The sequence below is a fragment of the Enterococcus sp. S86.2 genome (genome assembly GCF_059834485.2).
On the sequence record NZ_CM206813.1, the window covers coordinates 1,780,001 to 1,802,023 of the forward strand.

At 38.8% G+C, this 22,023-nt stretch carries 16 protein-coding genes, 1 tRNA gene and 2 rRNA genes (1 of these 19 running past the window's edge); 6 read left to right on the forward strand and 13 right to left on the reverse strand.

Annotated features, from left to right (window positions below):
* The 11 genes from AC6R0T_RS08315 to dnaE form a co-directional block, all read right to left on the reverse strand.
* Positions 1 to 801, reverse strand: a 23S ribosomal RNA gene (locus AC6R0T_RS08315) (it extends 2,113 nt beyond the left edge of the window).
* Positions 802 to 980: 179 nt separating this feature from the next.
* A tRNA-Ala gene (locus AC6R0T_RS08320) sits at positions 981 to 1,053 on the reverse strand.
* An 84-nt stretch (positions 1,054 to 1,137) separates the two neighbouring features.
* A 16S ribosomal RNA gene (locus AC6R0T_RS08325) occupies positions 1,138 to 2,697 on the reverse strand.
* The 16S and 23S rRNA genes sit together here with 1 tRNA gene alongside, the layout of an rRNA operon.
* A 794-nt stretch (positions 2,698 to 3,491) precedes the next feature.
* Positions 3,492 to 4,979: a HAMP domain-containing sensor histidine kinase gene (locus AC6R0T_RS08330; protein WP_303754755.1), complete on the reverse strand. Its 1,488-nt coding sequence runs from the start codon at positions 4,977 to 4,979 to the stop codon at positions 3,492 to 3,494.
* Complete coding sequence (locus AC6R0T_RS08335) at positions 4,976 to 5,662, reverse strand: response regulator transcription factor (protein WP_016171674.1); 687 nt, start codon at positions 5,660 to 5,662, stop codon at positions 4,976 to 4,978. The genes AC6R0T_RS08330 and AC6R0T_RS08335 overlap by 4 nt, the downstream gene beginning before the upstream one ends.
* Positions 5,663 to 5,928: 266 nt before the next feature.
* On the reverse strand, positions 5,929 to 7,350 hold the full coding sequence (gnd, locus tag AC6R0T_RS08340) for an NADP-dependent phosphogluconate dehydrogenase (protein WP_303754754.1): 1,422 nt from the start codon (positions 7,348 to 7,350) through the stop codon (positions 5,929 to 5,931).
* A gap of 234 nt (positions 7,351 to 7,584) precedes the next feature.
* On the reverse strand, positions 7,585 to 7,764 hold the full coding sequence (gene rpmF / locus AC6R0T_RS08345; RefSeq protein ID WP_010753256.1) for a 50S ribosomal protein L32: 180 nt from the start codon (positions 7,762 to 7,764) through the stop codon (positions 7,585 to 7,587).
* A 60-nt stretch (positions 7,765 to 7,824) separates the two neighbouring features.
* A complete protein-coding gene (locus tag AC6R0T_RS08350; RefSeq protein ID WP_206904580.1) occupies positions 7,825 to 8,385 on the reverse strand; it encodes a YceD family protein in 561 nt (186 codons plus the stop codon).
* A 140-nt stretch (positions 8,386 to 8,525) separates the two neighbouring features.
* The gene (gene pyk, locus AC6R0T_RS08355; protein WP_303754753.1) at positions 8,526 to 10,310 is read right to left on the reverse strand and encodes a pyruvate kinase; all 1,785 of its coding nucleotides are present in this window, start codon (positions 10,308 to 10,310) and stop codon (positions 8,526 to 8,528) included.
* Positions 10,311 to 10,379: 69 nt separating this feature from the next.
* The gene (gene pfkA, locus AC6R0T_RS08360) at positions 10,380 to 11,342 is read right to left on the reverse strand and encodes a 6-phosphofructokinase (RefSeq protein ID WP_173103274.1); all 963 of its coding nucleotides are present in this window, start codon (positions 11,340 to 11,342) and stop codon (positions 10,380 to 10,382) included.
* A gap of 158 nt (positions 11,343 to 11,500) precedes the next feature.
* The gene (gene dnaE, locus AC6R0T_RS08365; protein WP_303754752.1) at positions 11,501 to 14,809 is read right to left on the reverse strand and encodes a DNA polymerase III subunit alpha; all 3,309 of its coding nucleotides are present in this window, start codon (positions 14,807 to 14,809) and stop codon (positions 11,501 to 11,503) included.
* Positions 14,810 to 14,906: 97 nt separating this feature from the next.
* Here dnaE and AC6R0T_RS08370 point away from each other — a divergent pair, with 97 nt between their 5' ends.
* Positions 14,907 to 15,086 (forward strand): YjzD family protein, encoded by a 180-nt coding sequence (locus AC6R0T_RS08370; protein ID WP_206904591.1) that lies wholly within the window; start codon positions 14,907 to 14,909, stop codon positions 15,084 to 15,086.
* A 222-nt stretch (positions 15,087 to 15,308) separates the two neighbouring features.
* Here AC6R0T_RS08370 and AC6R0T_RS08375 read toward each other — a convergent pair whose 3' ends face one another.
* Both AC6R0T_RS08375 and AC6R0T_RS08380 read right to left on the reverse strand, forming a co-directional pair.
* The gene (locus AC6R0T_RS08375; protein WP_206904593.1) at positions 15,309 to 16,505 is read right to left on the reverse strand and encodes a multidrug efflux MFS transporter; all 1,197 of its coding nucleotides are present in this window, start codon (positions 16,503 to 16,505) and stop codon (positions 15,309 to 15,311) included.
* Between the two features lie 214 nt (positions 16,506 to 16,719).
* Complete coding sequence (locus tag AC6R0T_RS08380) at positions 16,720 to 18,159, reverse strand: NCS2 family permease (RefSeq protein ID WP_206904595.1); 1,440 nt, start codon at positions 18,157 to 18,159, stop codon at positions 16,720 to 16,722.
* Positions 18,160 to 18,444: 285 nt separating this feature from the next.
* Between AC6R0T_RS08380 and AC6R0T_RS08385 the strand changes: the two genes are divergently transcribed.
* The 5 genes from AC6R0T_RS08385 to AC6R0T_RS08405 all read left to right on the forward strand — a co-directional run bounded on the left by AC6R0T_RS08385 (position 18,445) and on the right by AC6R0T_RS08405 (position 21,966).
* Positions 18,445 to 19,248 carry a Cof-type HAD-IIB family hydrolase gene (locus tag AC6R0T_RS08385; RefSeq protein ID WP_206904596.1) on the forward strand — a complete coding sequence of 268 codons (804 nt, stop codon included), beginning with the start codon at positions 18,445 to 18,447 and terminating at the stop codon, positions 19,246 to 19,248.
* Positions 19,249 to 19,388: 140 nt separating this feature from the next.
* Entirely contained in the window at positions 19,389 to 19,592 is a 204-nt protein-coding gene (locus AC6R0T_RS08390) for a PLD nuclease N-terminal domain-containing protein (RefSeq protein ID WP_206904599.1), read from the forward strand.
* Complete coding sequence (locus AC6R0T_RS08395) at positions 19,593 to 20,498, forward strand: ABC transporter ATP-binding protein (RefSeq protein ID WP_282462368.1); 906 nt, start codon at positions 19,593 to 19,595, stop codon at positions 20,496 to 20,498.
* On the forward strand, positions 20,495 to 21,259 hold the full coding sequence (locus tag AC6R0T_RS08400; RefSeq protein ID WP_282462367.1) for an ABC transporter permease: 765 nt from the start codon (positions 20,495 to 20,497) through the stop codon (positions 21,257 to 21,259). Before AC6R0T_RS08395 ends, AC6R0T_RS08400 begins: the two co-directional genes overlap by 4 nt.
* 71 nt (positions 21,260 to 21,330) lie before the next feature.
* Positions 21,331 to 21,966 (forward strand): NAD(P)H-hydrate epimerase, encoded by a 636-nt coding sequence (locus AC6R0T_RS08405; protein ID WP_282462366.1) that lies wholly within the window; start codon positions 21,331 to 21,333, stop codon positions 21,964 to 21,966.
* Positions 21,967 to 22,023: the final 57 nt, after the last annotated feature.

Consider the following 22,023-nt stretch of genomic DNA (forward strand, 5'->3'; position numbering starts at 1 on the left):
ATCCCCGCACTTTTCAACGTACGTGGGTTCGGTCCTCCAGTGCGTTTTACCGCACCTTCAACCTGGACATGGGTAGATCACATGGTTTCGGGTCTACGACTACATACTCATTCGCCCTATTCAGACTCGCTTTCGCTGCGGCTCCGTCTCTTCAACTTAACCTCGCATGCAATCGTAACTCGCCGGTTCATTCTACAAAAGGCACGCTATCACCCATTAACGGGCTCTAACTTGTTGTAGGCACACGGTTTCAGGATCTATTTCACTCCCCTTCCGGGGTGCTTTTCACCTTTCCCTCACGGTACTGGTTCACTATCGGTCACTAGGGAGTATTTAGCCTTGGGAGATGGTCCTCCCGGATTCCGACGGAATTCCTCGTGTTCCGCCGTACTCAGGATCCTCCTAGGTGCCTTCCAAATTTCGCCTACGGGGTTTTTACCCTCTTTGACTGACTTTTCCAAGTCATTCGACTATCTGAAAGAACTACCATATTGGAGTCCTACAACCCCAAGATGCAAGCATCTTGGTTTGGGCTGTTCCCTTTTCGCTCGCCGCTACTTGGGGAATCGATTTTTCTTTCTCTTCCTGCAGGTACTTAGATGTTTCAGTTCTCTGCGTCTACCTCGTATACGCTATGTATTCACGTATACGTAACATCCTATAAAAGATGTTGGGTTCCCCCATTCGGAAATCTCTGGATCATAGCTTACTTACAGCTCCCCAAAGCATATCGGTGTTAGTCCCGTCCTTCATCGGCTCCTAGTGCCAAGGCATCCACCGTGCGCCCTTATTCACTTAACCTTATAAGACCTTACGGTCTGGTTTTGAGCAGTTCTTCTAGCGATAGAAGCTTACTCAAGAAAATAAGCAATTGAACTTATTAAAAAACTCATTCAACGCGGTGTTCTCGGTTTGTTTTGATTTTTTTCTTCAAGTATCCAGTTTTCAATGAACAAAACCATGACAACCAATGTTGTCAATGGAGCCTAGCGGGATCGAACCGCTGACCTCCTGCGTGCAAAGCAGGCGCTCTCCCAGCTGAGCTAAGGCCCCATAGTGCTTTTAAATTGAGAGTAAACCTCTCAAAACTGAACAAAGACAAGTTACAAACTGTGTAGTTTCCGTAATATTCCTTAGAAAGGAGGTGATCCAGCCGCACCTTCCGATACGGCTACCTTGTTACGACTTCACCCCAATCATCTATCCCACCTTAGGCGGCTGGCTCCATAAAGGTTACCTCACCGACTTCGGGTGTTACAAACTCTCGTGGTGTGACGGGCGGTGTGTACAAGGCCCGGGAACGTATTCACCGCGGCGTGCTGATCCGCGATTACTAGCGATTCCGGCTTCATGTAGGCGAGTTGCAGCCTACAATCCGAACTGAGAGAAGCTTTAAGAGATTAGCTTAGCCTCGCGACTTCGCAACTCGTTGTACTTCCCATTGTAGCACGTGTGTAGCCCAGGTCATAAGGGGCATGATGATTTGACGTCATCCCCACCTTCCTCCGGTTTGTCACCGGCAGTCTCGCTAGAGTGCCCAACTAAATGATGGCAACTAACAATAAGGGTTGCGCTCGTTGCGGGACTTAACCCAACATCTCACGACACGAGCTGACGACAACCATGCACCACCTGTCACTTTGCCCCCGAAGGGGAAGCTCTATCTCTAGAGTGGTCAAAGGATGTCAAGACCTGGTAAGGTTCTTCGCGTTGCTTCGAATTAAACCACATGCTCCACCGCTTGTGCGGGCCCCCGTCAATTCCTTTGAGTTTCAACCTTGCGGTCGTACTCCCCAGGCGGAGTGCTTAATGCGTTTGCTGCAGCACTGAAGGGCGGAAACCCTCCAACACTTAGCACTCATCGTTTACGGCGTGGACTACCAGGGTATCTAATCCTGTTTGCTCCCCACGCTTTCGAGCCTCAGCGTCAGTTACAGACCAGAGAGCCGCCTTCGCCACTGGTGTTCCTCCATATATCTACGCATTTCACCGCTACACATGGAATTCCACTCTCCTCTTCTGCACTCAAGTCTCCCAGTTTCCAATGACCCTCCCCGGTTGAGCCGGGGGCTTTCACATCAGACTTAAGAAACCGCCTGCGCTCGCTTTACGCCCAATAAATCCGGACAACGCTTGCCACCTACGTATTACCGCGGCTGCTGGCACGTAGTTAGCCGTGGCTTTCTGGTTAGATACCGTCAAGGGATGAACATTTTACTCTCATCCTTGTTCTTCTCTAACAACAGAGTTTTACGATCCGAAAACCTTCTTCACTCACGCGGCGTTGCTCGGTCAGACTTTCGTCCATTGCCGAAGATTCCCTACTGCTGCCTCCCGTAGGAGTCTGGGCCGTGTCTCAGTCCCAGTGTGGCCGATCACCCTCTCAGGTCGGCTATGCATCGTGGCCTTGGTGAGCCGTTACCTCACCAACTAGCTAATGCACCGCGGGTCCATCCTCAAGTGACGCAAAAGCGCCTTTCAAATACTAAACATGTGTTTGGTATTGTTATGCGGTATTAGCACCTGTTTCCAAGTGTTATCCCCCGCTTGAGGGTAGGTTACCCACGTGTTACTCACCCGTTCGCCACTCCTCTTTTTCCGGTGGAGCAAGCTCCGGTGGAAAAAGAAGCGTTCGACTTGCATGTATTAGGCACGCCGCCAGCGTTCGTCCTGAGCCAGGATCAAACTCTCATAAAAAGTGTTTGAACAGTCATAGACTGTTAAGCTCAAATAAAAATTAACTTTGCTAGCTATTGCTTGCATGTTGTTTGCTTCTATAAAAGAAGCGCCCTACACATTGGTTCGTTTGCTTGCTTTGTTCAGTTTTCAAAGGTCTACTTGCAAAGTTAAATGTGTTTATTCAACTTGCAGTTGGTTACTTTTTGAAATGTTTCAGCAACTCTTATATCTTATCAGCTGACTTAATTTCTGTCAACCGTTTTTTTCAAAAAGTTTTAAAAACTTCTTGAAATGATATTTCAACAACCCGCTTTTTAATAACAGCGACTTTGTTAGTTTAACATCTTAAAAATCAGATGTCAACAACTTTTTCGAACTGTTTTGTTGGTTGTAAATAACAACTCATTCGCAACAGCTTTATTAGAATATCATGCCCGATTTAGCACGTCAAGTAAAAGTTTTAACTTTTTTTAAGACATAGCATTTGTTCGGAACAAATAATAATATAGCAATTCTAAATCCAAAAAGCAACAAAAAACACTAATAAATTTTGATTTTTTTCACGACCGAATTTTATTATCATAACCCAGACGTATAAAGCATTTCCATCTAACAAATGACGTACAATAACTCTCTTAATTCACAAATCATTCGCATAAAATTATGGAATGATTTCTATATTTTTAAAGGCGTAATCTAACAAATAGATCTCACGACAAAAAAATACCTGACTAGATATAACTTTTATTGCATAACCGCAAAAATCTATATCTAGTCAGGTATTCCATAGAAAAATTATCCCATGAAATAAACTATTTAATTGGAATATATATTTTGAAAACCGTTCCTTGTCCTACAACACTATCAACCACAATTTCACCTTTGTAACTGTCAATTAACTGCTTGGCTATAGAAAGACCTAAGCCGTTGCCTCCTTTTGTGCGCGCACGGGCTTTATCAACACGATAAAACCGATGGAAAACTTTTTCTAAGTCTGTTTCCGAGATGCCTTCGCCAAAGTCTTGAATATCAATTTCAAAAAATTGGTTACTTTTTCCAATTTTTAAGTGTACTTCTTTTCGTTCAGTTGAATATTTCACGGCATTATCCAAAATAATAATAATAATTTGTTCGAAATGGTTGCGATAAATTGCTAACGTCTCTTCTTTTGTTAAATCATCATCCAACGTAAAGGTAAATTCTGGATACAGCATTTTAAAGTTATTAAAGACCTGATACGTCACTTCTTTTGCTTGCGTTACTTCATTTGCATAATGAAGCTCCACTTGTTCAGCACGAGATAAATCAAGCATCTCTTGAACTAAGCTTTTCATGCGACTAATTTCTTGTTGACTTGCATTCAAGGCTTCATCTAATATTTCAGGTTCATTTTTTCCCCAGCGCTGCAATATACTTAAATGTCCTTCTATAACCGCTACTGGCGTTCGCAATTCATGGGAAACATCTTCAACAAATTGCTTTTGTTGTTCAATGTACATCCGCATCCTCTCTAACATATCATTAAAAATATCCGCCAAATCTGCTAATTCATCATCGGTGTCAATTTTAGGCATATATGCATCAGATTCTGGATCTTTACGGATAGTATCCATTGTATCGCGCAAAACTTTTAATGGTTTCAAGAAATACGTCGACAAAAAGAAGCCTAAGAAACTAGATAAAATTAATGAAACTACTTCTAAAATAATTAAAGTTAATAATAGCTTACTGCGAATTTCGTAAAAAGAAGACAACTCATAAAAAGTTTGTGCATAACCAATTTTTTCTCTTGTCACCTTGGAAAAGATTGGATGAATGGATAAAAAGCCAGTTGAACCTTTCATCGTAATAATAGTTGGTTCTTTACGTTTTGTCTGCACTAATTCGAAATCATTTTCATGAGTTTTTAAAATGGGCTCTTTTTTCAAGTTGTAGACATACAAGTTTAATTCGGGTTGCCCTAATTCTGAGACAAACTGATCAAGTTGTAAAATATCGCCATCTAAATGGGAAATAGCATCAGGCGTACGATCTTCATTGGAAATTTTTGCAATCGCAAAATAGGCACTTTGCGTTGTCAATTCTTCTTGTCCATTAGCCAAGCGGGAAGTGACCTCTGAAATGACTTCTTCTACATTGTGTCGTTCTTTAGCTACGATTAAGTTAATCGAAGACTTATAGGTAATAACCGCAAAAATCGTAAAGACGATAAATATAAAGAAAGAACTTGCAAAGGCCCACTTAATTGTTAAGGATGGGCCTTTCAGTTCTTTGTTAAAAGTTCTATTTTTTTTGCTCACGAGCGCATCACATAACCAGTTCCCCGGACAGTTTGGATGTAGCTTTCTTCCCCAGGAACATCAATTTTATTACGCAAATAACGAATATACACGTCGACTACATTTGTTTCGACTTCTGTTTCATATCCCCAAACTTTATTTAATAAAACATCGCGGGCTAAAACAACATTCACATTTTCCATTAAGGTTAATAGTAATTCATATTCTCGTTTGGTTAATTCAATTACTTCATTGCCACGACGAACGACACGGTTTTCCTTTTCGATGACTAAGTCACGATAAGTAATAGTCGTTTGTTTTGCGACATTTTTATCCCCTTCAATATCAATCCGGCGAAGTAATGCACGTAAACGAGCTAGTAATTCCTCAATTGCAAAAGGTTTTACAATATAATCATCTGCGCCATGATCAAGACCAGATACGCGATCAATAACAGAATCTCTCGCTGTCATCATGATGATTGGTGTGTTTTTAACTTGGCGCACACGGCGACAAACTTCTAAACCGTTTAATTCTGGTAGCATTAAGTCTAACAAAATTGCATCCCAGTCATTATTTAGTGCTGCATCTAAACCAGTCCGTCCGTTGTAATGAACTTCAGTATGATACCCTTCGTGCGTCAACTCTAGTTCAACAAAACGAGCTAAGTTCTTTTCATCTTCAATAATTAAAATATTACTCATTTGGTTTTAGATCCCTTTTCTTTATATTTTTTTGTAATAAAAAATAGTTGTTTTTTTATTAAAATACTATAGTCATTTTACCATGAAACTATGAAAGAAAAAAGAGGTATCTGAAAATCTTATTAGTAGGTTAATAATCGTCAAAAGTCACACGAGATACCACTTTTATTCTCTAAAGATAAAAAAAGACTGTTGATATTTTCAAAAACACCAACAGTCTTTCCCATAATCAAATTAGAATTATTCAAATTTTCATTGTTTTTTACTTATTCTTCATGATACCAGCTGTAGTGGTAAATTCCTTCTTTATCTGTCCGTTCATAAGTATGTGCCCCAAAATAATCCCGTTGTGCTTGGATAATATTTGCTGGCAAACGTTCCGAACGATAAGAGTCAAAGTAAGCAATTGCCGAAGAAAATGTAGGCACAGGAACACCTGCTTGGACTGCTAAAGCGACTACTTCGCGTACGGCTTGCTGATATTTTTTGGTAATTTCCAAGAAGTAATCATCTAGTAACAAGTTTTCTAAGTCTGGTTTATGGTTATAAGCATCGGTGATTTTTTGCAAGAAACGGGCACGGATAATACAACCCGCACGCCAAATTTTAGCAATTTCACCAAAAGGCAAGTCCCAATCGTATTCTTTTGATGCGGTACGTAATTGCGCAAAACCTTGTGCATAACTCATAATTTTACTGAAGTATAAAGCTTCACGAATTTTTTCGATCAATTCTTTTTTATCGCCTTGATAGTTAAATTTCGCTGGAGCAGGTAAGACTTTGCTTGCAGCTACCCGTTCTTCTTTGTAAGCAGAGATATAGCGCGCAAAAACAGACTCCGTAATGAGTGGTAGTGGCACCCCTAAGTCTAATGCACTTTGGCTTGTCCATTTACCGGTACCCTTATTACCAGCAGCATCTAAAATAACATCGACAATTGGTTTGCCTGTACCAAGATCATCTTTTCTTGTTAAAATGTCCGCGGTGATCTCAATTAGATAACTATCAAGTTCCCCTTCATTCCATTCTTTAAAAATGTCAGCCATCTCAGCAACAGAAAGTCTCAACACATTTTTCATTAAATCATAAGATTCGGCAATTAATTGCATATCACCATATTCAATTCCATTATGAACCATCTTCACGTAATGACCTGCACCATTTGGTCCGATATAGGTTACACATGGCGCACCATCTTCTGCTTTAGCAGAGATTTGTTCTAGAATAGGTGCTACTAAGTCATACGCTTCTTTTTGTCCGCCAGGCATAATAGAAGGACCTTTTAAGGCGCCTTCTTCGCCACCAGAAACACCCGTACCTATAAAGTTGATACCAGAGTTAGCCAATTCTTCATTTCGACGGATCGTATCTTTGAAGAAAGTGTTGCCACCGTCGATTAAAATATCACCTTTATCCAAATGAGGTAATAATTCTTTAATTGTCGCATCTGTTGCCGCACCTGCTTTAACCATTAGCAAAATCCGGCGTGGTTTTTCAATTGCTTCGACAAAATCTGCAATTGTATACGTCGCTTTAAATTTCTTATCTGGATGTTCTTTTACTACCGCTTCTGTCTTCGCAGCTGTTCGGTTGAACAACGCTACTGAATAGCCACGGCTTTCAATATTTAGGGCTAAGTTTTTCCCCATGACGGCCATGCCGACAACACCAATTTGCTGTTTTGTCATTTTGAGTTCCTCCTAGTAGCTTTAATCTTTTCTATTATAACGTAAAAAGCCTTGCTTTCAAACTAAAGGAGGCTATAAATTACAATGGGGTAAATAAAATACAACATAGCCAAAAATCGACTATTGCTTCTAGCTTTGTTTTTGCTCGTAATTTTAAAAATACAAAATAAAAACCCGCAAAGCTCCATGGTTAGCTTTGCGGGTTTTCTTCATTCATTTTCTCAAAAAAATGAATTATGCTTCTTTAGTCGTTACGTCCTTGCCATCGTAGTAACCGCAGTTGGCACATACGTGGTGGCTTTTTTTCAATTCACCACAGTTTGGACATTCGTTCAAACCGTTGATAGTCAATTTGTAATGAGTACGACGTTTGTTTTTCTTAGCTTTAGATGTTTTACGAGCTGGTACTGCCATTTGTTACACCTCCTTGTTTATGAAAAGCAAACTATAAATAGATTGCTATTTATTCCAATCTTACTTATCATCATCTTCTGTTGTATTAAACAGTTCTGATAATTTCGCAAGACGAGGATCAATTTTGGGTGCGGCTGTTTCTTTTTGTTGCAGATAGTCTTCTTCAGAGATGACTTCCCAATCTTGCCCAGCAGGCATTTGGTTGGAGAGTTCTTCTTCTTTTGTTAAAACCTGCAACGGAATTGCTAACAAGATATTGTCAGCCACTGATTCATCCAAATCGATTGTCTGACCTTCAATAAGCAAGACCTCTTCTTCTGAAATCAGTTCAGTCCGCATTTGCAACTGCTCAGGCGTCATAAAAACTTCGTCAACAACTAAATCCAGTGGTAAATCAACTGGGTCTAAACTTCTTGATGAAGGAAGCGTCAACGTCGCCTTCAATGTGTAATGAATAAGATAATCACTTTTTGATACAGTAACAAGCCCACTTACTTCAATGGGAGTGATATCTAGTATTTGATTGTCCCGTTTCATTAATTCTTTTTTCAAATCCAATGTCTCTGAAAAAGTTAACGGCGTTTCATGGTATTTGTTTAATTCCAATAAAGACCACTTCATTTTTATCACCTCTAAGCAACAAAAGCTATTATACAGGGAGTATTTTAGCTTGTCAATGAAATTTTCTTGACACCTTTTCAAAAAATAAAACGAAGTAGCCTAGACTACTTCGTTCTAGTAATAAAAAGCTAAATAGCTTCTTAGATAGCTGTTGTTTCACCACGGTATACAATACCACGACGAGGGTCAACAGTGACTAATTCACCATCTTGAATTGTTGTTGTTGCATCAACAGCACCAACGATAACTGGAATATCTTTTGCGATACCCACAACAGCAGCATGAGAAGTTAGGCCGCCTTCTTCAACGATAACAGCAGCAGCTTTTTCAAATGCAGGCATGTAATCTTTGTCAGTTGTTGGTACAACTAAGACCATTCCTTCTTTAGCACGAGCATTTGCTTCTTCAGCTGATTTAGCGACAACTGCATTTGCGACAACCGTTCTTTCACCAACGCCTTGTGCGTCTAATAGTTTAGAACCGATTAATTGAATTTTCATAACGTTTGTGGTTCCACGTTCGCCAACTGGTACGCCGGCTGTAATTAAAATTAGTTCGCCTTCTTTAGCAAAACCTAATTCAACAGCTTTTTTAGCAGCTAAATCGAACATTTCATCTGTTGTTGTTGGTTTTTGTGCAACTGTTGGGAATACCCCCCAGTTAAGCATTAAACCGCGTTTTGTACGTTCGTCAAATGTAACAGCCAAGATGTCTGCATCTGGACGGTATTTAGAAATCATTTTAGCTGTATAACCTGATTCAGTTGCAGCAACGATTGTTTTAACACCTAAGTTTTTCGCTGCACGAGCCACAGATAAACCAATTGTTTCAGTAACATCAGTTTTATCAAATTCATTGATTTGGAATGAACCTAATTCTGATAAAGCTTTTTCAGCTTCAACGTCAATACGAGCCATTGTAGCTACTGCTTGAACTGGGTAGTCACCATTTGCAGATTCACCAGAAAGCATTGTTGCATCTGTACCGTCAAAGACAGCATTCGCAACATCAGAAGCTTCTGCCCGTGTTGGACGTGGATTTTGTTGCATAGATTCTAACATTTGAGTTGCTGTAATAACAGCTTTACCAGCAGCATTACATTTTTGAATAATACGTTTTTGCACCATTGGTACTAATTCTGGCGCAATTTCAACACCCATGTCACCACGAGCGACCATAATACCATCTGAAACTTTGATGATTTCATCGATATTATCAATACCTTCTTGTGATTCAATTTTAGGGAAGATTTGAACATGTGTCATGTTCTTTTCTTCTAAAATTTCACGAATTTCAAGAACGTCTTGTGCTTTACGGACAAATGAAGCCGCGATAAAGTCAATATCGTTATCTAGGCCAAAACGAATATCGTCTGCATCTTTTTCAGTAATACCAGGCAAGCTAATTGAAACGCCAGGAGCGTTAACACCTTTTCTTGAACCTAACATACCAGCATTTTTCACTACGACGATTAATTCGCGGTTTGCTTCGTCTTTTTCAGTGATTTCCATGTCGATTAAACCATCATCGAATAAGATGTGACCACCAACGTGAACGTCATCGAACAAGCCTGGGTAAGTTACAGCAATTTTTTCTTTAGTTCCTTTTAATTCTGGATCCATCGCGATACGTGTTGTATCTCCAACGTTGAATTGGATATAACCGGCACGACCGAAGTCTGCTTCAGTTGTATCTTGAACAGTAGTCCGGATTTCTGCCCCTTTTGTATCTAATAAGATAGCGACATCTTTACCAGTTTTCTTCACTGCTTCTCTTACCATATTCATCCGGCCTAATTGTTCTTCATGGTCACCATGAGAGAAATTAAAACGGAAAACATTAGCTCCAGATTCGATTAATTGTGAAATAATTTCCACGCTATTACTTGCTGGTCCTAACGTACTAACGATTTTGGTTTTCTTCATTACGTAAACGCTCCTATTCCTTTATTTAAAACAGACATTGCTGTTTTATTAACTTTTAGTAGCTGTCAATTAGAATGATAATTGTTTGTTTAAGTCATATAGACTCAAATCAGGTTTGTGTTTATTGTTTTCAAGTGTATCGATAATATCAGCGGCAACAACTTTATTGTCTTCGATGCCGATACATAAACCGCCTTTTCCTTGTTCAAGCAATTCTACTGCATAAGCGCCAAATTTACTTGCCAAGACACGATCACGAGCACTTGGAGAACCCCCGCGTACAACGTGGCCCAAAATAGAAACACGCGTATGGAAATCACCATATTCAGAAAGTTTATCAGCGAATTCATTGCCGCCCATAACACCTTCTGCTAAAACGATTAAACAATGTTTTTTACCACGGTCGCGACCATCTTGAATGCGTTTTGCAACGGCAGCCATATCAAATTCGTGTTCTGGGATGATGATTTCATCCGCACCACCAGCAACACCAGACCATAATGCAATATCGCCAGCGCCACGGCCCATTACTTCAATAACAAAAGTACGAACGTGAGAAGTCGCTGTATCACGAATGCGGTCAATCGATTCTAAGACGGTATTGATTGCTGTATCAAAACCAATTGTAAAATCTGTACCTGGAATATCGTTATCGATTGTTCCAGGAATTCCTACAGCAGGAAAGCCATGACGTGTTAAGGCCATTGCTCCATGGTAAGAACCATCCCCACCGATAACCACTAAACCTTCGATGCCGAATTTTTTTAACTGTTCAATACCTTTTAATTGTCCTTCTTTAGTAGCAAATTCTGGATAGCGGGCTGAATAAAGAAAAGTCCCGCCACGTTGGATTTTATCCCCAACATCAGCAACGTCTAAACGGCGAATATCACCAGCAACTAAACCGGCATATCCATAATTGATTCCGTATACTTCGATACCATCGAAGATTGCTTTACGGACCACCGCACGGACTGCTGCGTTCATACCAGGTGCGTCACCGCCACTGGTTAAGATTCCGATGCGTTTCATCTACAATTTCACCTCATTAAAATATTTTTAGGTTTCCCTAAATAATACCATTTTGGCATTAACCACGGTGTCCATTTTACCATTAAAATATGGAAATGTCTTGAGATACGAGCAGAAAATTGAAAAAATTGAAAGCGAAAAGTAAAATTTACTGAAAGTCACTTGAAAACTATGTTATTTTCACCAAAAATATTCTTCAAGTCTTGCGTTACAACAGGATTTTCCGCAATTTGATATTTTTCTGCTAGTATTTTTTTTGTTCCAGTACTTTCATAAAAAAGAATTATTTTACTTGCTCCTGGCGCTTGTTTAATTAAAGCGTACAAGGCTGATAGTTGCTTGTCTGTATCAGCTATACCAGTTAGACGAATATAGCAAGTTGGTGCACTTTTTATGTCGCTAATTTTTTTGGCTAACACAATTTGATCTGCAATTACTTGCATCTCTTGATTATAGGTGCTGATTTCAGTTTTCCCTTCAACGTAGACGACGTCATCGACTGCAAAAGTTTGGCGCACATGACGATAACTATTTGGAAAAATAGTTAAAGAAACTTCGCCAGTCGGATCATTAGCCTCCACAAAGGCCATCTGCTCACCTTTTTTCGTGCGAATCTCGCGGATTCCTCGAACGTATAAAAGAAGATGCACGTTTTGTTTAGGTAGTAGTTCACTAATCAGCTGTACTTGACGCGCAGCTTTTAATACAGGATAACTTTCAGTCGGATGTCCGGAAACATAAACACCTAAATATTGTTCTTCTAAATTCAAGCGCTCAGTCAACGAATAATCACTAATTTCAGTTGGTTTTAGTGCCATAATATCTAATAAATCCATACTGCCGCCACTATATTCAATATTTTGAATTTTACTGTCTAAGCCTGTTACAAGTTGTCGTCGATTTTTTTCAACCTCATCGAAAGCACCAATCTCCACCAAAGGCTGGATTAAATCCAATTTAAGCCACTTTGCTGGCAAGCGATACAAGAAATTATCCAGTGATTGAAAAGGACCATTCTCCTTTCGTTCCGCGATAATTGCGGCAATAAAGTCACGGCGAGTGCCTTTAATACTGCTTAACCCAAAACGAATTTCATGATTGTTCACCAAATAAAAACTAAAACCACTGTCATTAATGCTAGGCGGCAAAATTCTAATTCCTTGTTTTTTCGCCTCTGTTAAATATTCTTTGACTTTAGCAGTATTATTGCGAACCGAGTGAAGTAAGGCGGCAAAAAAAGGAGCCGGATAATGCACTTTTAAAAAGCCCATTTGAAAACCAACAAAAGAATAAGCAAAAGCGTGAGAACGATTAAAGCCGTAATCAGCAAATCGTTCAATATAATCGTAGACCTCATTGGCTTTTGTTTTACTATGTCCCTTTTTTACAGCGCCCTTAACGAAATGGCGCCGTTCTTCATCTAAAACATCTTTTTTCTTTTTACTGATGGCGCGGCGCAAAATATCGGCTTGTCCCAAGGTGAACCCTGCCATTTTGGCTGCAACTTGCATAACTTGTTCTTGGTAAACCATAATGCCATAGGTATTTTTTAATATTGGTATCAAACTATCATCCAAATAAGTTACTTTTTCTTGTCCTTTTTTCCGCTTAATAAAGTGATCGATATTTTGCATCGGACCTGGTCGATATAAGGCGTTGACTGCAGCAATTTCTTCAATATTTTCTGGACCTAAACGACGTAAGACATTTTTTATCCCCGCGGATTCAAATTGAAAGACGCCAGATGTATTGCCTGCTTGAAAAAGCTTCAACGTCTTCTCATCAGTTAGGGGAATATCTTTTTGCGAAAGTTTATCCCCTGTAACTTTTTTGATTCCCTTTAGCGTATCGTCAATAATGGAAAGATTACGTAAGCCTAAAAAATCCATTTTTAATAAGCCAACAGCTTCCACATCATTCATGGTAAACTGCGTTAATAAAATATCATTGGCTCCAGCTTGTAAAGGAATTAATTGCAGTAAATTTTTATCACTAATCACTACCCCGGCAGCATGGGTGGAAACATGGCGCGGTAGTCCTTCCAATGTTAAAGCAACTTCAAATAATTGCCGATTTCGCTCACTTAATGCAATCAGATCCCGCAGACTACTGGATTCTTCCAGTGCTTTTTTTAGCGTAATTTTCAAGGTATTTGGAATCGCCTTGCTCCATCGATTGGCCTCACTTTGTGATAAACCAAAAACCCGAGCAACGTCTCGAAGGACCATCTTGGCAGCCATTGTACCAAATGTAGCAATTTGGGCTACTTGAAAAGTGCCATATTTTTCTTTCACATAATGTAGCACTTCATCTCGGCGATTATCGGGAATATCCAGATCAATATCTGGCATTGTGTAGCGCTCTGGATTTAAGAAGCGCTCAAACAACAGGTCGTATTCAATCGGATCAACATCAGTAATTGCTAATACAAAAGCAACGAGGGATCCTGCCGCAGAACCCCGGCCTGCACCTGTCACAATATTACTACGGTGAGCAAAATCCATTACATCCCAAACAATTAAAAAATAGTCATCAAAACCCATTTGGTGGATAATTTGCAGTTCATAGTCAAGGCGCTGTTTGTATTCAGCCGTGATATTTTCAACCCGCTGTTTCAGCTTTGTTTCACACAACTGTCGCAAAAATTCAGCAGCAGGTCTATTTTGGGGAACAGGATAATGGGGCAATAGTTTTTGGTGTAAGGGTAGCTCAAACTGACTACAAACCGCTGCAGTTTTTTGCGCATTTTCTAATGCTTGCGGTTGGTTCTGGCGAAAATACTCCGTTAGTTGACTTGCGTTAACTAAGTATTCGCCACTTCCTTGCTCCAATTCGGCAATATCTTGCATTTGCGTGCCACCTTTTAGGTGCTGCATTACTGCAATTGCTGCTTTTTCCGCTGGATCAATTGTATTTACTTCATTAATAGCAAAAGGTGCTACGCCTTGTTGAAGATAAAAATGCACCAATTCTTCCGCTAATTGTTTTTGAGGAGAAACACCATAAAAAAATTGTTCTTTAGGAAATAGTTCCTGAAAAAAATTAAGACGGTTTTCTGCTTTAGCAACATCTTTTGAAAAAAAGTAATCGACTTCATTTCTTAGTGGTAAAACACCATATAAATTATCCAGTGGAGCAAAATCAGTCAAATCAACTTGACCATTGATTTCTTTTTGACTACTTAAAGCCATCAGCTGTTGATAACCAACAAAATTTTTAGCAAATAATAAGATCTCATTTTCACCTGCTTGAACAGGTGAATAGTAATCTAAGTGCAAACCAATCACTGATTTTAGACCCGCACGCTGACATGCGTTATAAAAAGTGACTGCTCCAACCAAGACATTGCGATCACATATTCCTAATGTGTCGTAGCCTCTTTGTTTAGCCGTTTGCACGAGCCGATTTATCTCAATTGTACTTTGTAACAAAGAATAAGCAGTCACGGTATATAATTGTGGCAGCACTGTATGTCCTCCTTTTTGAAAACACTTGAAAACTTTACATTCAAGAAAAATATGGTAAACTGTAATCGAGAAATGAGCAAGAGAAGAGGTGTCTGCTATGAAATATTTGGTTACTTTGTTTTGGACGTATATCTTAGGTCAAGTCGTTGGCTACCTGGGTAGTGCTTTAAACAGCGGCACTTATGATTTTAAACTTAGCTCAATCATTTCCCTAATTTTAGGAGTTATCATTATCCTAATTGCCGAAGTGGCTACGCCCAAAAAGAAACACGCATAAGCAAACAGTTGTGTCTCTTACACAACTTGACTCAAAAAGATTGCAGTTTGTTGCAATCTTTTTTTGTTTCTTTTGCTTCATTAAACAAATTTACTTTTGTTGAAGTTTAATCCTGGCTTTCGTTGCAACAAACAATTAAAAGGCTGTGATAAAAGCCGTATCACAGCCTTTTATTATGAATAACTTTTTTATAAATAGCTTTTTTCCGCTGAATTAATCAGACTAAAGTCTTTTGTTTAAAACTTTGCGAAAATTAAAAGTCGACAAACAAATGTTTAAGAACACAAAACCACTGGTTACCCAAAAAACAGCACGATATCCCATCCCGTGTGCCACTGTTGAACCCACCATTGGGCCTAGTACTTGACCAAAGTTTGTAAACATTTGATTGTAACTATAAATTCGACTAACGCCTTCTGGTGGTGTGATTTTTGAAATCAACGTATTAATAGAAGGCATTAAAGCTCCGGTTGAAAAACCGAGAATAAAACGTAGAACACCTAACTGAAACGGTGTTTTAACAAATCCCATTGGAATAAAACAAATAAAGGACAGTACTAAGCCAAAGAGTAGAATTTTTTGATTTCCAATTTTATCCCCTAATTTTCCCAACGTTGGCGACGAAATAATAGCCGAAACACCAGCGACTGAAACAATTAAGCCACTGACAAATAAGATGTTACTACTATCGCCACTTAATTGGCGAATATAAAGCGTCAAGATGGGACTAATACTCGTTACCCCAACTTGTAAAATTAACGAAGTGATAAATAAACCAATCAATACTTGAAGGTTAGAGACTCGGTTGAATATCTGCTTAACAGTCAATAAGTCGGTTTTTTCAATTGGTACAAAGTCTTCTTTAACAAAGAAAATCGTTAAAATAGTCGTAATTGCTAAAACCGTCCCGGTAATAATGAATACATTTTCCATACCAAACCACTGAGCCAACGCGCCTCCCATTGACGGACCGATTAAATTCCCCGCAACTGCACCAGTAGACAATGTTCCAAGTGCCCATCCACTTTTTTCTCTTGGTGCTTGGGAGGCAATTAATGCCGTTGCATTCGGAATATAACCTGATAAAATCCCCGTCATAAACCGCATAATCAAAAGCCAGTATACATTAGGTACAAAAGCCAACGAGCCCATCGTAAACGTCATCCCAATTGCAGCACGAATCATCATTAAGCGGCGACCCTTGCGATCTGCCAAATTCCCCCAAATAGGTGCAACAATGGCCGAAGCAAAGGCTGTAACGGAAATTGCCAAACCAGCAAACAATTCTACTTGATTTTTCGGTGTGCCCAACTGCTCAATATAAATAGGAATAAAGGGCATCACCAAACTAAAACTAGCACCGGTAAAAAAACACCCAATCCACGAGATAAATAAATTTCGTTTCCAATCTAACTTCATAGTCAACCCTCTTTCATTACTACTATAGCCTATTTTCCACAAGAGGTGAATTGGAAAGCCAAGATATGTGGCAAAAAGACAGCAATTTTTTAATGAATTCGCTTATCTTCCATGAAATATTTTTAAAGAATTAATCGACAAAAAAATCTAGAGTAAAAGCCGAAACGACTTTTTCCCTAGATTTTTATCTTATAAATGAGATAGTAATTTTTAATTAAGCAATTACAGCTAAAATAATAAAGTTTAAGATAAATAAAATGTCTACAACCCAAAGAATTGGAGAAATTTCATTAAATTTGCCTTTAATTACTTTCACAATTGTATAGAAAATGAAGCCAGCTGCGATACCGTAAGAAATACTGTAACAAAAGCCCATAAAAATTGCAGCAAAGAAAGCTGGTACTGCCTCTTCTAAATCAGTCCACTCAATATCTTTGAAAGAAGCCATCATCATGACCCCAACTAAGATTAAAGCCGGTGCTGTCGCTTGCGCAGGTACAATAGAAATTAAAGGTGAAAAGAAACTGCTAATTGCAAATAAACCAGCCACAACAACAGATGTTAAGCCAGTCCGTCCACCAGCACCAATCCCGGCTGCAGACTCGACATAAGTAGTCGTGTTTGACGTACCAAAAATCGCACCAATTGAAGTTGCAATCGCATCTGCAAATAAGGCTTTGTCCATTTTGGTGTTAAAACCACGACTGTCTTCTAAAGCATCTTCGTCTTCTTTAGAGAAAATTCCGGTTCTGCGACCAGTACCGATAAATGTCCCAATCGTATCAAAAGTATCGGATAAACTAAAGGCAATAATCGTCATTAAAACTTGTGGAATTTTACCAGCATCACGAAACAGTGATTGCATACCTTCACTACCAAAAGCCGCACCAAATGTGGTTTTTAACTCGTTAATGGAACTGCCTAAAGAATTAGCTTTCCAATCGATTGCACTAAGATCAACAACACCCATGAAAATACCTAAAATTGTCGTTGCCACAATCCCAATTAAAATAGCACCACGAACATTGCGTACGACTAAAATCGTCGTTAACACTAACCCAATAACAGCTAATAAGACCGGAGCATTATTAAAGTTAGCTAAAGCTGGGACAATCCCACCATTCATCGTAACGTTAACGGCTTTATCCCCTTCCACAACACTACTTGTAATGGTTGCAGAATCCGCACTAAAGCTCAAAAGGTTCGCGTTTTTCAACCCAACATAGGCAACAAAAATCCCGATTCCGCCACCAATAGCATGCTGCATACTTTCTGGAATTGCGTGGATAATCATTTTACGAATTTTGGTAATCGTAATAAAAATATTAATCAAGCCGCAAATAAAGACCATCGCCAAGGCTTGTTGCCACGTGTATCCAAGGCCAAAAACAACCGTGAAAGTGAAAAAGGCGTTAAGCCCCATCCCAGGTGCTTGTGCATATGGCACATTGGCAAAAAGTCCCATTACTAAAGTTCCAATTACTGACGCAATAATTGTCGCAAGGAACACCGCTTGAAACGGCATACCAGAAGCTGATAGAATCGTCGGATTTACGAATAAAATATAACTCATCGCAAAGAAAGTCGTTAAACCTGCGACAAATTCCGTTGAAACATTTGTGTTACTTTCCTTCAATTTAAAAAACTTTTCCATTAAAATGTTCACTCCTACAAAAGAATAAGGGCATATTTCGGATTTATCATCCAACAAAGACTGATTATAATTTCTCAGTAAAAATAAAACAATCTTTTTCTCGATGTTTTTTGATCAACGTCTTGATAATGTTCGTGTTTTACTATGAAAACGAATTATCTACTCCTTTATTTCACTTCGCTAATTTTTTTTAAAGGTATCTTTGTTATGAACCAGTCCGCTTGTGAAAAATATAAAATATGTTAAACTAAAACAGCGTATCTTTTATACGAGGGGAGAATATATATGAATAAAAAACTAATTGCCATTGACCTAGATGGTACAACTTTAAACGCTAAATCCCAAATTAGTCCTAAAACTGAAGCTGTTTTAAAAAAAGCGATGGCAACTGGCCACATCGTCAGCATTGCGACTGGTCGCCCATTTCGCATTAGTGAAAAGTTTTATCACCAATTGGCTTTAAATACGCCAATGGTTAATTTTAATGGTGCTTTAGTCCACGTGCCTTATACAAAGTGGGCTGCAGAATCTGAAACACTCTTTAGCCGTGATATTGTTTTTGAAATTTTAAAACAAAAAAATGATCTTCAATTAGATTTTGTTGCCGCTGAAAATCGCGACACATTCTATGTCGATCGTTTGGATTTTGGCAGTGAATATCTCTTTGATAATCAGAAACCAACCCCTGATAATTTGTTAGAAAATCTAAAATCAAATCCAACTTCGATGTTGATTCAAACCAAAACTGAATTGGCACAAACGGTTTCAGATACCTTAAAAGCGCAGTTTTCTGACTACATTGACGTTAGAACTTGGGGTGGTCCTAATGCAATTTTAGAAATCGTAGCCAAAGGAATTCAAAAAGCGCGGGGTGTTGAAATTATCGCTGATTCTATGGCAATCGATCGAAAAGATATCATCGCGTTTGGCGATGAGCATAATGACTTGGAGATGCTTGATTACGCAGGTTGGGGCGTCGCAATGAAAAATGCGAGTCCTGAAGCAAAAGCAATTAGCAATGATATTACAACTAAAAGTAATGATGAAGATGGTTTAGCAGATTATTTGGAAAAATACCTTGCTATTTAAGACTTCTAGAAAAAAGGGTTGGGAATTTTCAGAATGAGAATTCCCAACCTTTTTTCTTTGCAGCTTTGTATAGTTTGTATTATAATTATTAATACAAAGTATACAATTAAAATAATTTAACTAAATAAGGAGTGATTTACATGCAATTAAATGTCCACGAATATTTACCTATTTTAATACCACTGATTATTTTACAACTTGGCCTGGCAATTTACGCTATTATCGACGTATTAAAACATCCCCACTACAAATTTGGTAATCGAATTGTTTGGATTATTATTTGTGCTGTATTTTCTTTTATCGGACCGATTGTCTATTTTGCTTTTGGTAAAGGAGAAGATTAAATGACTTCCATGTTAACCCTGCAAAATGTAAAAAAACAATTTGGTAGTAACCTTATTCTTGATAATTTAAGCTTCACCATCCCCAAAGGCAGTATTTTTGGCTTTGTTGGTGAAAACGGGGCCGGAAAAACAACCACGATGAAGATTATTTTAGGACTTTTAGCTGCTGATAGTGGTTCTGTTACTATTGCCGGACAGACAGTAAAATACGGCGATACCACAACCAATCAAAAAATCGGCTACCTTCCCGATGTGCCCGCATTTTATGATTACCTCACGGCTACAGAATATTTAAGTTTATGCGGTCGTACGAGCGGTATGTCAAAAAGTGAACTGCAGCTGAAAATCCCCTCCTTACTAACAAAAGTTGGTTTACAAACAACAAATCAAAAAATTAGTGGCTTCTCACGGGGAATGAAACAGCGCTTAGGTTTAGCCCAAGCTCTCTTAAATGAACCGCAGTTATTAATCTGTGATGAACCAACTTCCGCCCTCGATCCATTAGGACGCAAAGAAGTATTAGACATTCTAGCAAGTTTAAAAAATGAAACCACAGTTTTATTTTCTTCTCATATTTTAGCTGATGTAGAAGCCATATGTGATCATGTGGCCATTTTAAATGACGGAAAAATCCAATTAACTGGCCCACTAGCAGAAATTAAAACAGCTCAGCCTAATCACTATGAATTACGCTTTGAAAGTCCCGCTGATACGGCTCTTTTTTTAAAGCAAAATCCACAAGACTGGCAGCAAGTCGCGCAAAAACTCGTCCTACCAAGTTTACCGCAAGAAGATTTAGGCTTACAAATTATCAAAAGAGTCGCTACATTAAACCTAGTGCCGTTGGAATTTAAACTAGTCGAGCCAACATTAGAAGCTATATTTTTAAAGGTGGTGACAAAATGAAACAACTCCAACTTTTCCTGGCTAAAGAATTTTTTGCTAATTGGCGGACTAAAAAAATTCCGATTTTATTTATCATTGCTCTTGCTGTTGGTATTTTATCGCCTTTTTTAGCCAAAATTATGCCAGATATGATGGCTTCATTACTACCAGAAAAAATGACTATCACCTTACCTGCATCTACTTCTATTGATAGTTGGACACAGTATTATAAAAATTTGCCACAATTTCTTTTATTGGCAATCGTCTTATTATCAACGGGTATAATCAGTACTGAAGTTGAAAAAGGCACGCTTATTCCTTTTATCACAAAAGGATTATCCCGTTCTGTTTTGGTAATAAGTAAAGCACTATATCTCTTTTTTATTTGGACTTTTACGCTTTTTCTGTCGTTTGTGACCAATCTGGGCTACACTGCATATTATTTTAATGATGGCAAAAGCCCGCATCTTTTGTTACCACTTTTTGGTTTTTGGCTATATGGCAGCATCATTTTAACCGCTACTATTTTCGCCTCTAGCTTGGCCAAAAATATGGGCCAAAGTCTTTTGATCGTCGCAGTCTTTTATTTAATTAGTAGTTTGAGTGGTATCTTTAAGAAAATAGACCATTACAATCCTTTTATCTTGGGTACTAATTCTCTTAATTGGTTGACCGGTAAAAGTGATTTTACCCCCTATTGGCCTGGTGTTATGCTGGCTATTCTCCTTATCCTTTTATTTATTGGCTTAAGTTTAGCTATTTTTAGAAAGCGGCGCTTATAAGGACTTCTTTGGTAAAAAAGCCACGTTTTCGTTACAATCTAGCTAAAGGATAAAAAGTAGGAGGAATTACTATGACCCAATTAGTGAACGTACAACAAATGAAGACCTGTGAGCAATACACCATTGATACGATCGGTATTCCTAGCATGGTCCTCATGGAAAAAGCCGCATTGGCAGTCTTTGCAAAACTAACAAATGAAAAGAATGACCTTTCGCAAATTCTCATACTCTGTGGCAGTGGCAATAATGGCGGCGATGGTTTTGCACTTGCGCGATTACTTCACCTTGCCGGCAAAAATGTTACGATTTATTTCGCCGGAAATTCAGATCATCTAACAAAAGAATGCCGACAACAATATAATATTTGCCAATATTATCAAATTCCTATTTTACACCACTTAGAAACTTTCTTAGGTTTTACAATCATCATCGATAGTTTCTTAGGGATTGGCGCTACAGGCGAGCTAAGCACAAAGGCAAAAAATGTTATCGTGCAAATAAACAACAGCAAATTACCCATCGTAGCCATTGATGTCCCTTCTGGCATTGATGCTTCAACAGGTAGCTCCCTAGGTGCATTTATTCGTGCGGACACAACAATCACCTTTCAATTTAAGAAAACTGGCTTCACCGTCTCACCAGGAAGTAACGCCTGTGGTAATTTGCACGTTGTCGATATCGGTATAAGTGATGCGCCTTTAAAATAAAAAACTTTGCGACCGCTCTTAAGCTTTATCACAATTAGAAAAGTTAAGGGACTCCCT

Excerpts from the sequence above, each read along its gene's own strand:
- AC6R0T_RS08390 (WP_206904599.1), top strand. The coding sequence starts at position 19,389 with ATGCAATTAAATGTCCACGAATATTTACCTATTTTAATACCACTGATT.
- AC6R0T_RS08370 (WP_206904591.1), top strand. The coding sequence starts at position 14,907 with ATGAAATATTTGGTTACTTTGTTTTGGACGTATATCTTAGGTCAAGTC.
- gnd (WP_303754754.1), bottom strand. The coding sequence starts at position 7,350 with ATGACAAAACAGCAAATTGGTGTTGTCGGCATGGCCGTCATGGGGAAA.
- AC6R0T_RS08385 (WP_206904596.1), top strand. The coding sequence starts at position 18,445 with ATGAATAAAAAACTAATTGCCATTGACCTAGATGGTACAACTTTAAAC.
- AC6R0T_RS08335 (WP_016171674.1), bottom strand. The coding sequence starts at position 5,662 with ATGAGTAATATTTTAATTATTGAAGATGAAAAGAACTTAGCTCGTTTT.
- pfkA (WP_173103274.1), bottom strand. The coding sequence starts at position 11,342 with ATGAAACGCATCGGAATCTTAACCAGTGGCGGTGACGCACCTGGTATG.
- AC6R0T_RS08405 (WP_282462366.1), top strand. The coding sequence starts at position 21,331 with ATGACCCAATTAGTGAACGTACAACAAATGAAGACCTGTGAGCAATAC.
- AC6R0T_RS08350 (WP_206904580.1), bottom strand. The coding sequence starts at position 8,385 with ATGAAGTGGTCTTTATTGGAATTAAACAAATACCATGAAACGCCGTTA.
- rpmF (WP_010753256.1), bottom strand. The coding sequence starts at position 7,764 with ATGGCAGTACCAGCTCGTAAAACATCTAAAGCTAAGAAAAACAAACGT.
- AC6R0T_RS08380 (WP_206904595.1), bottom strand. The coding sequence starts at position 18,159 with ATGGAAAAGTTTTTTAAATTGAAGGAAAGTAACACAAATGTTTCAACG.
- pyk (WP_303754753.1), bottom strand. The coding sequence starts at position 10,310 with ATGAAGAAAACCAAAATCGTTAGTACGTTAGGACCAGCAAGTAATAGC.
- AC6R0T_RS08400 (WP_282462367.1), top strand. The coding sequence starts at position 20,495 with ATGAAACAACTCCAACTTTTCCTGGCTAAAGAATTTTTTGCTAATTGG.
- AC6R0T_RS08395 (WP_282462368.1), top strand. The coding sequence starts at position 19,593 with ATGACTTCCATGTTAACCCTGCAAAATGTAAAAAAACAATTTGGTAGT.
- AC6R0T_RS08375 (WP_206904593.1), bottom strand. The coding sequence starts at position 16,505 with ATGAAGTTAGATTGGAAACGAAATTTATTTATCTCGTGGATTGGGTGT.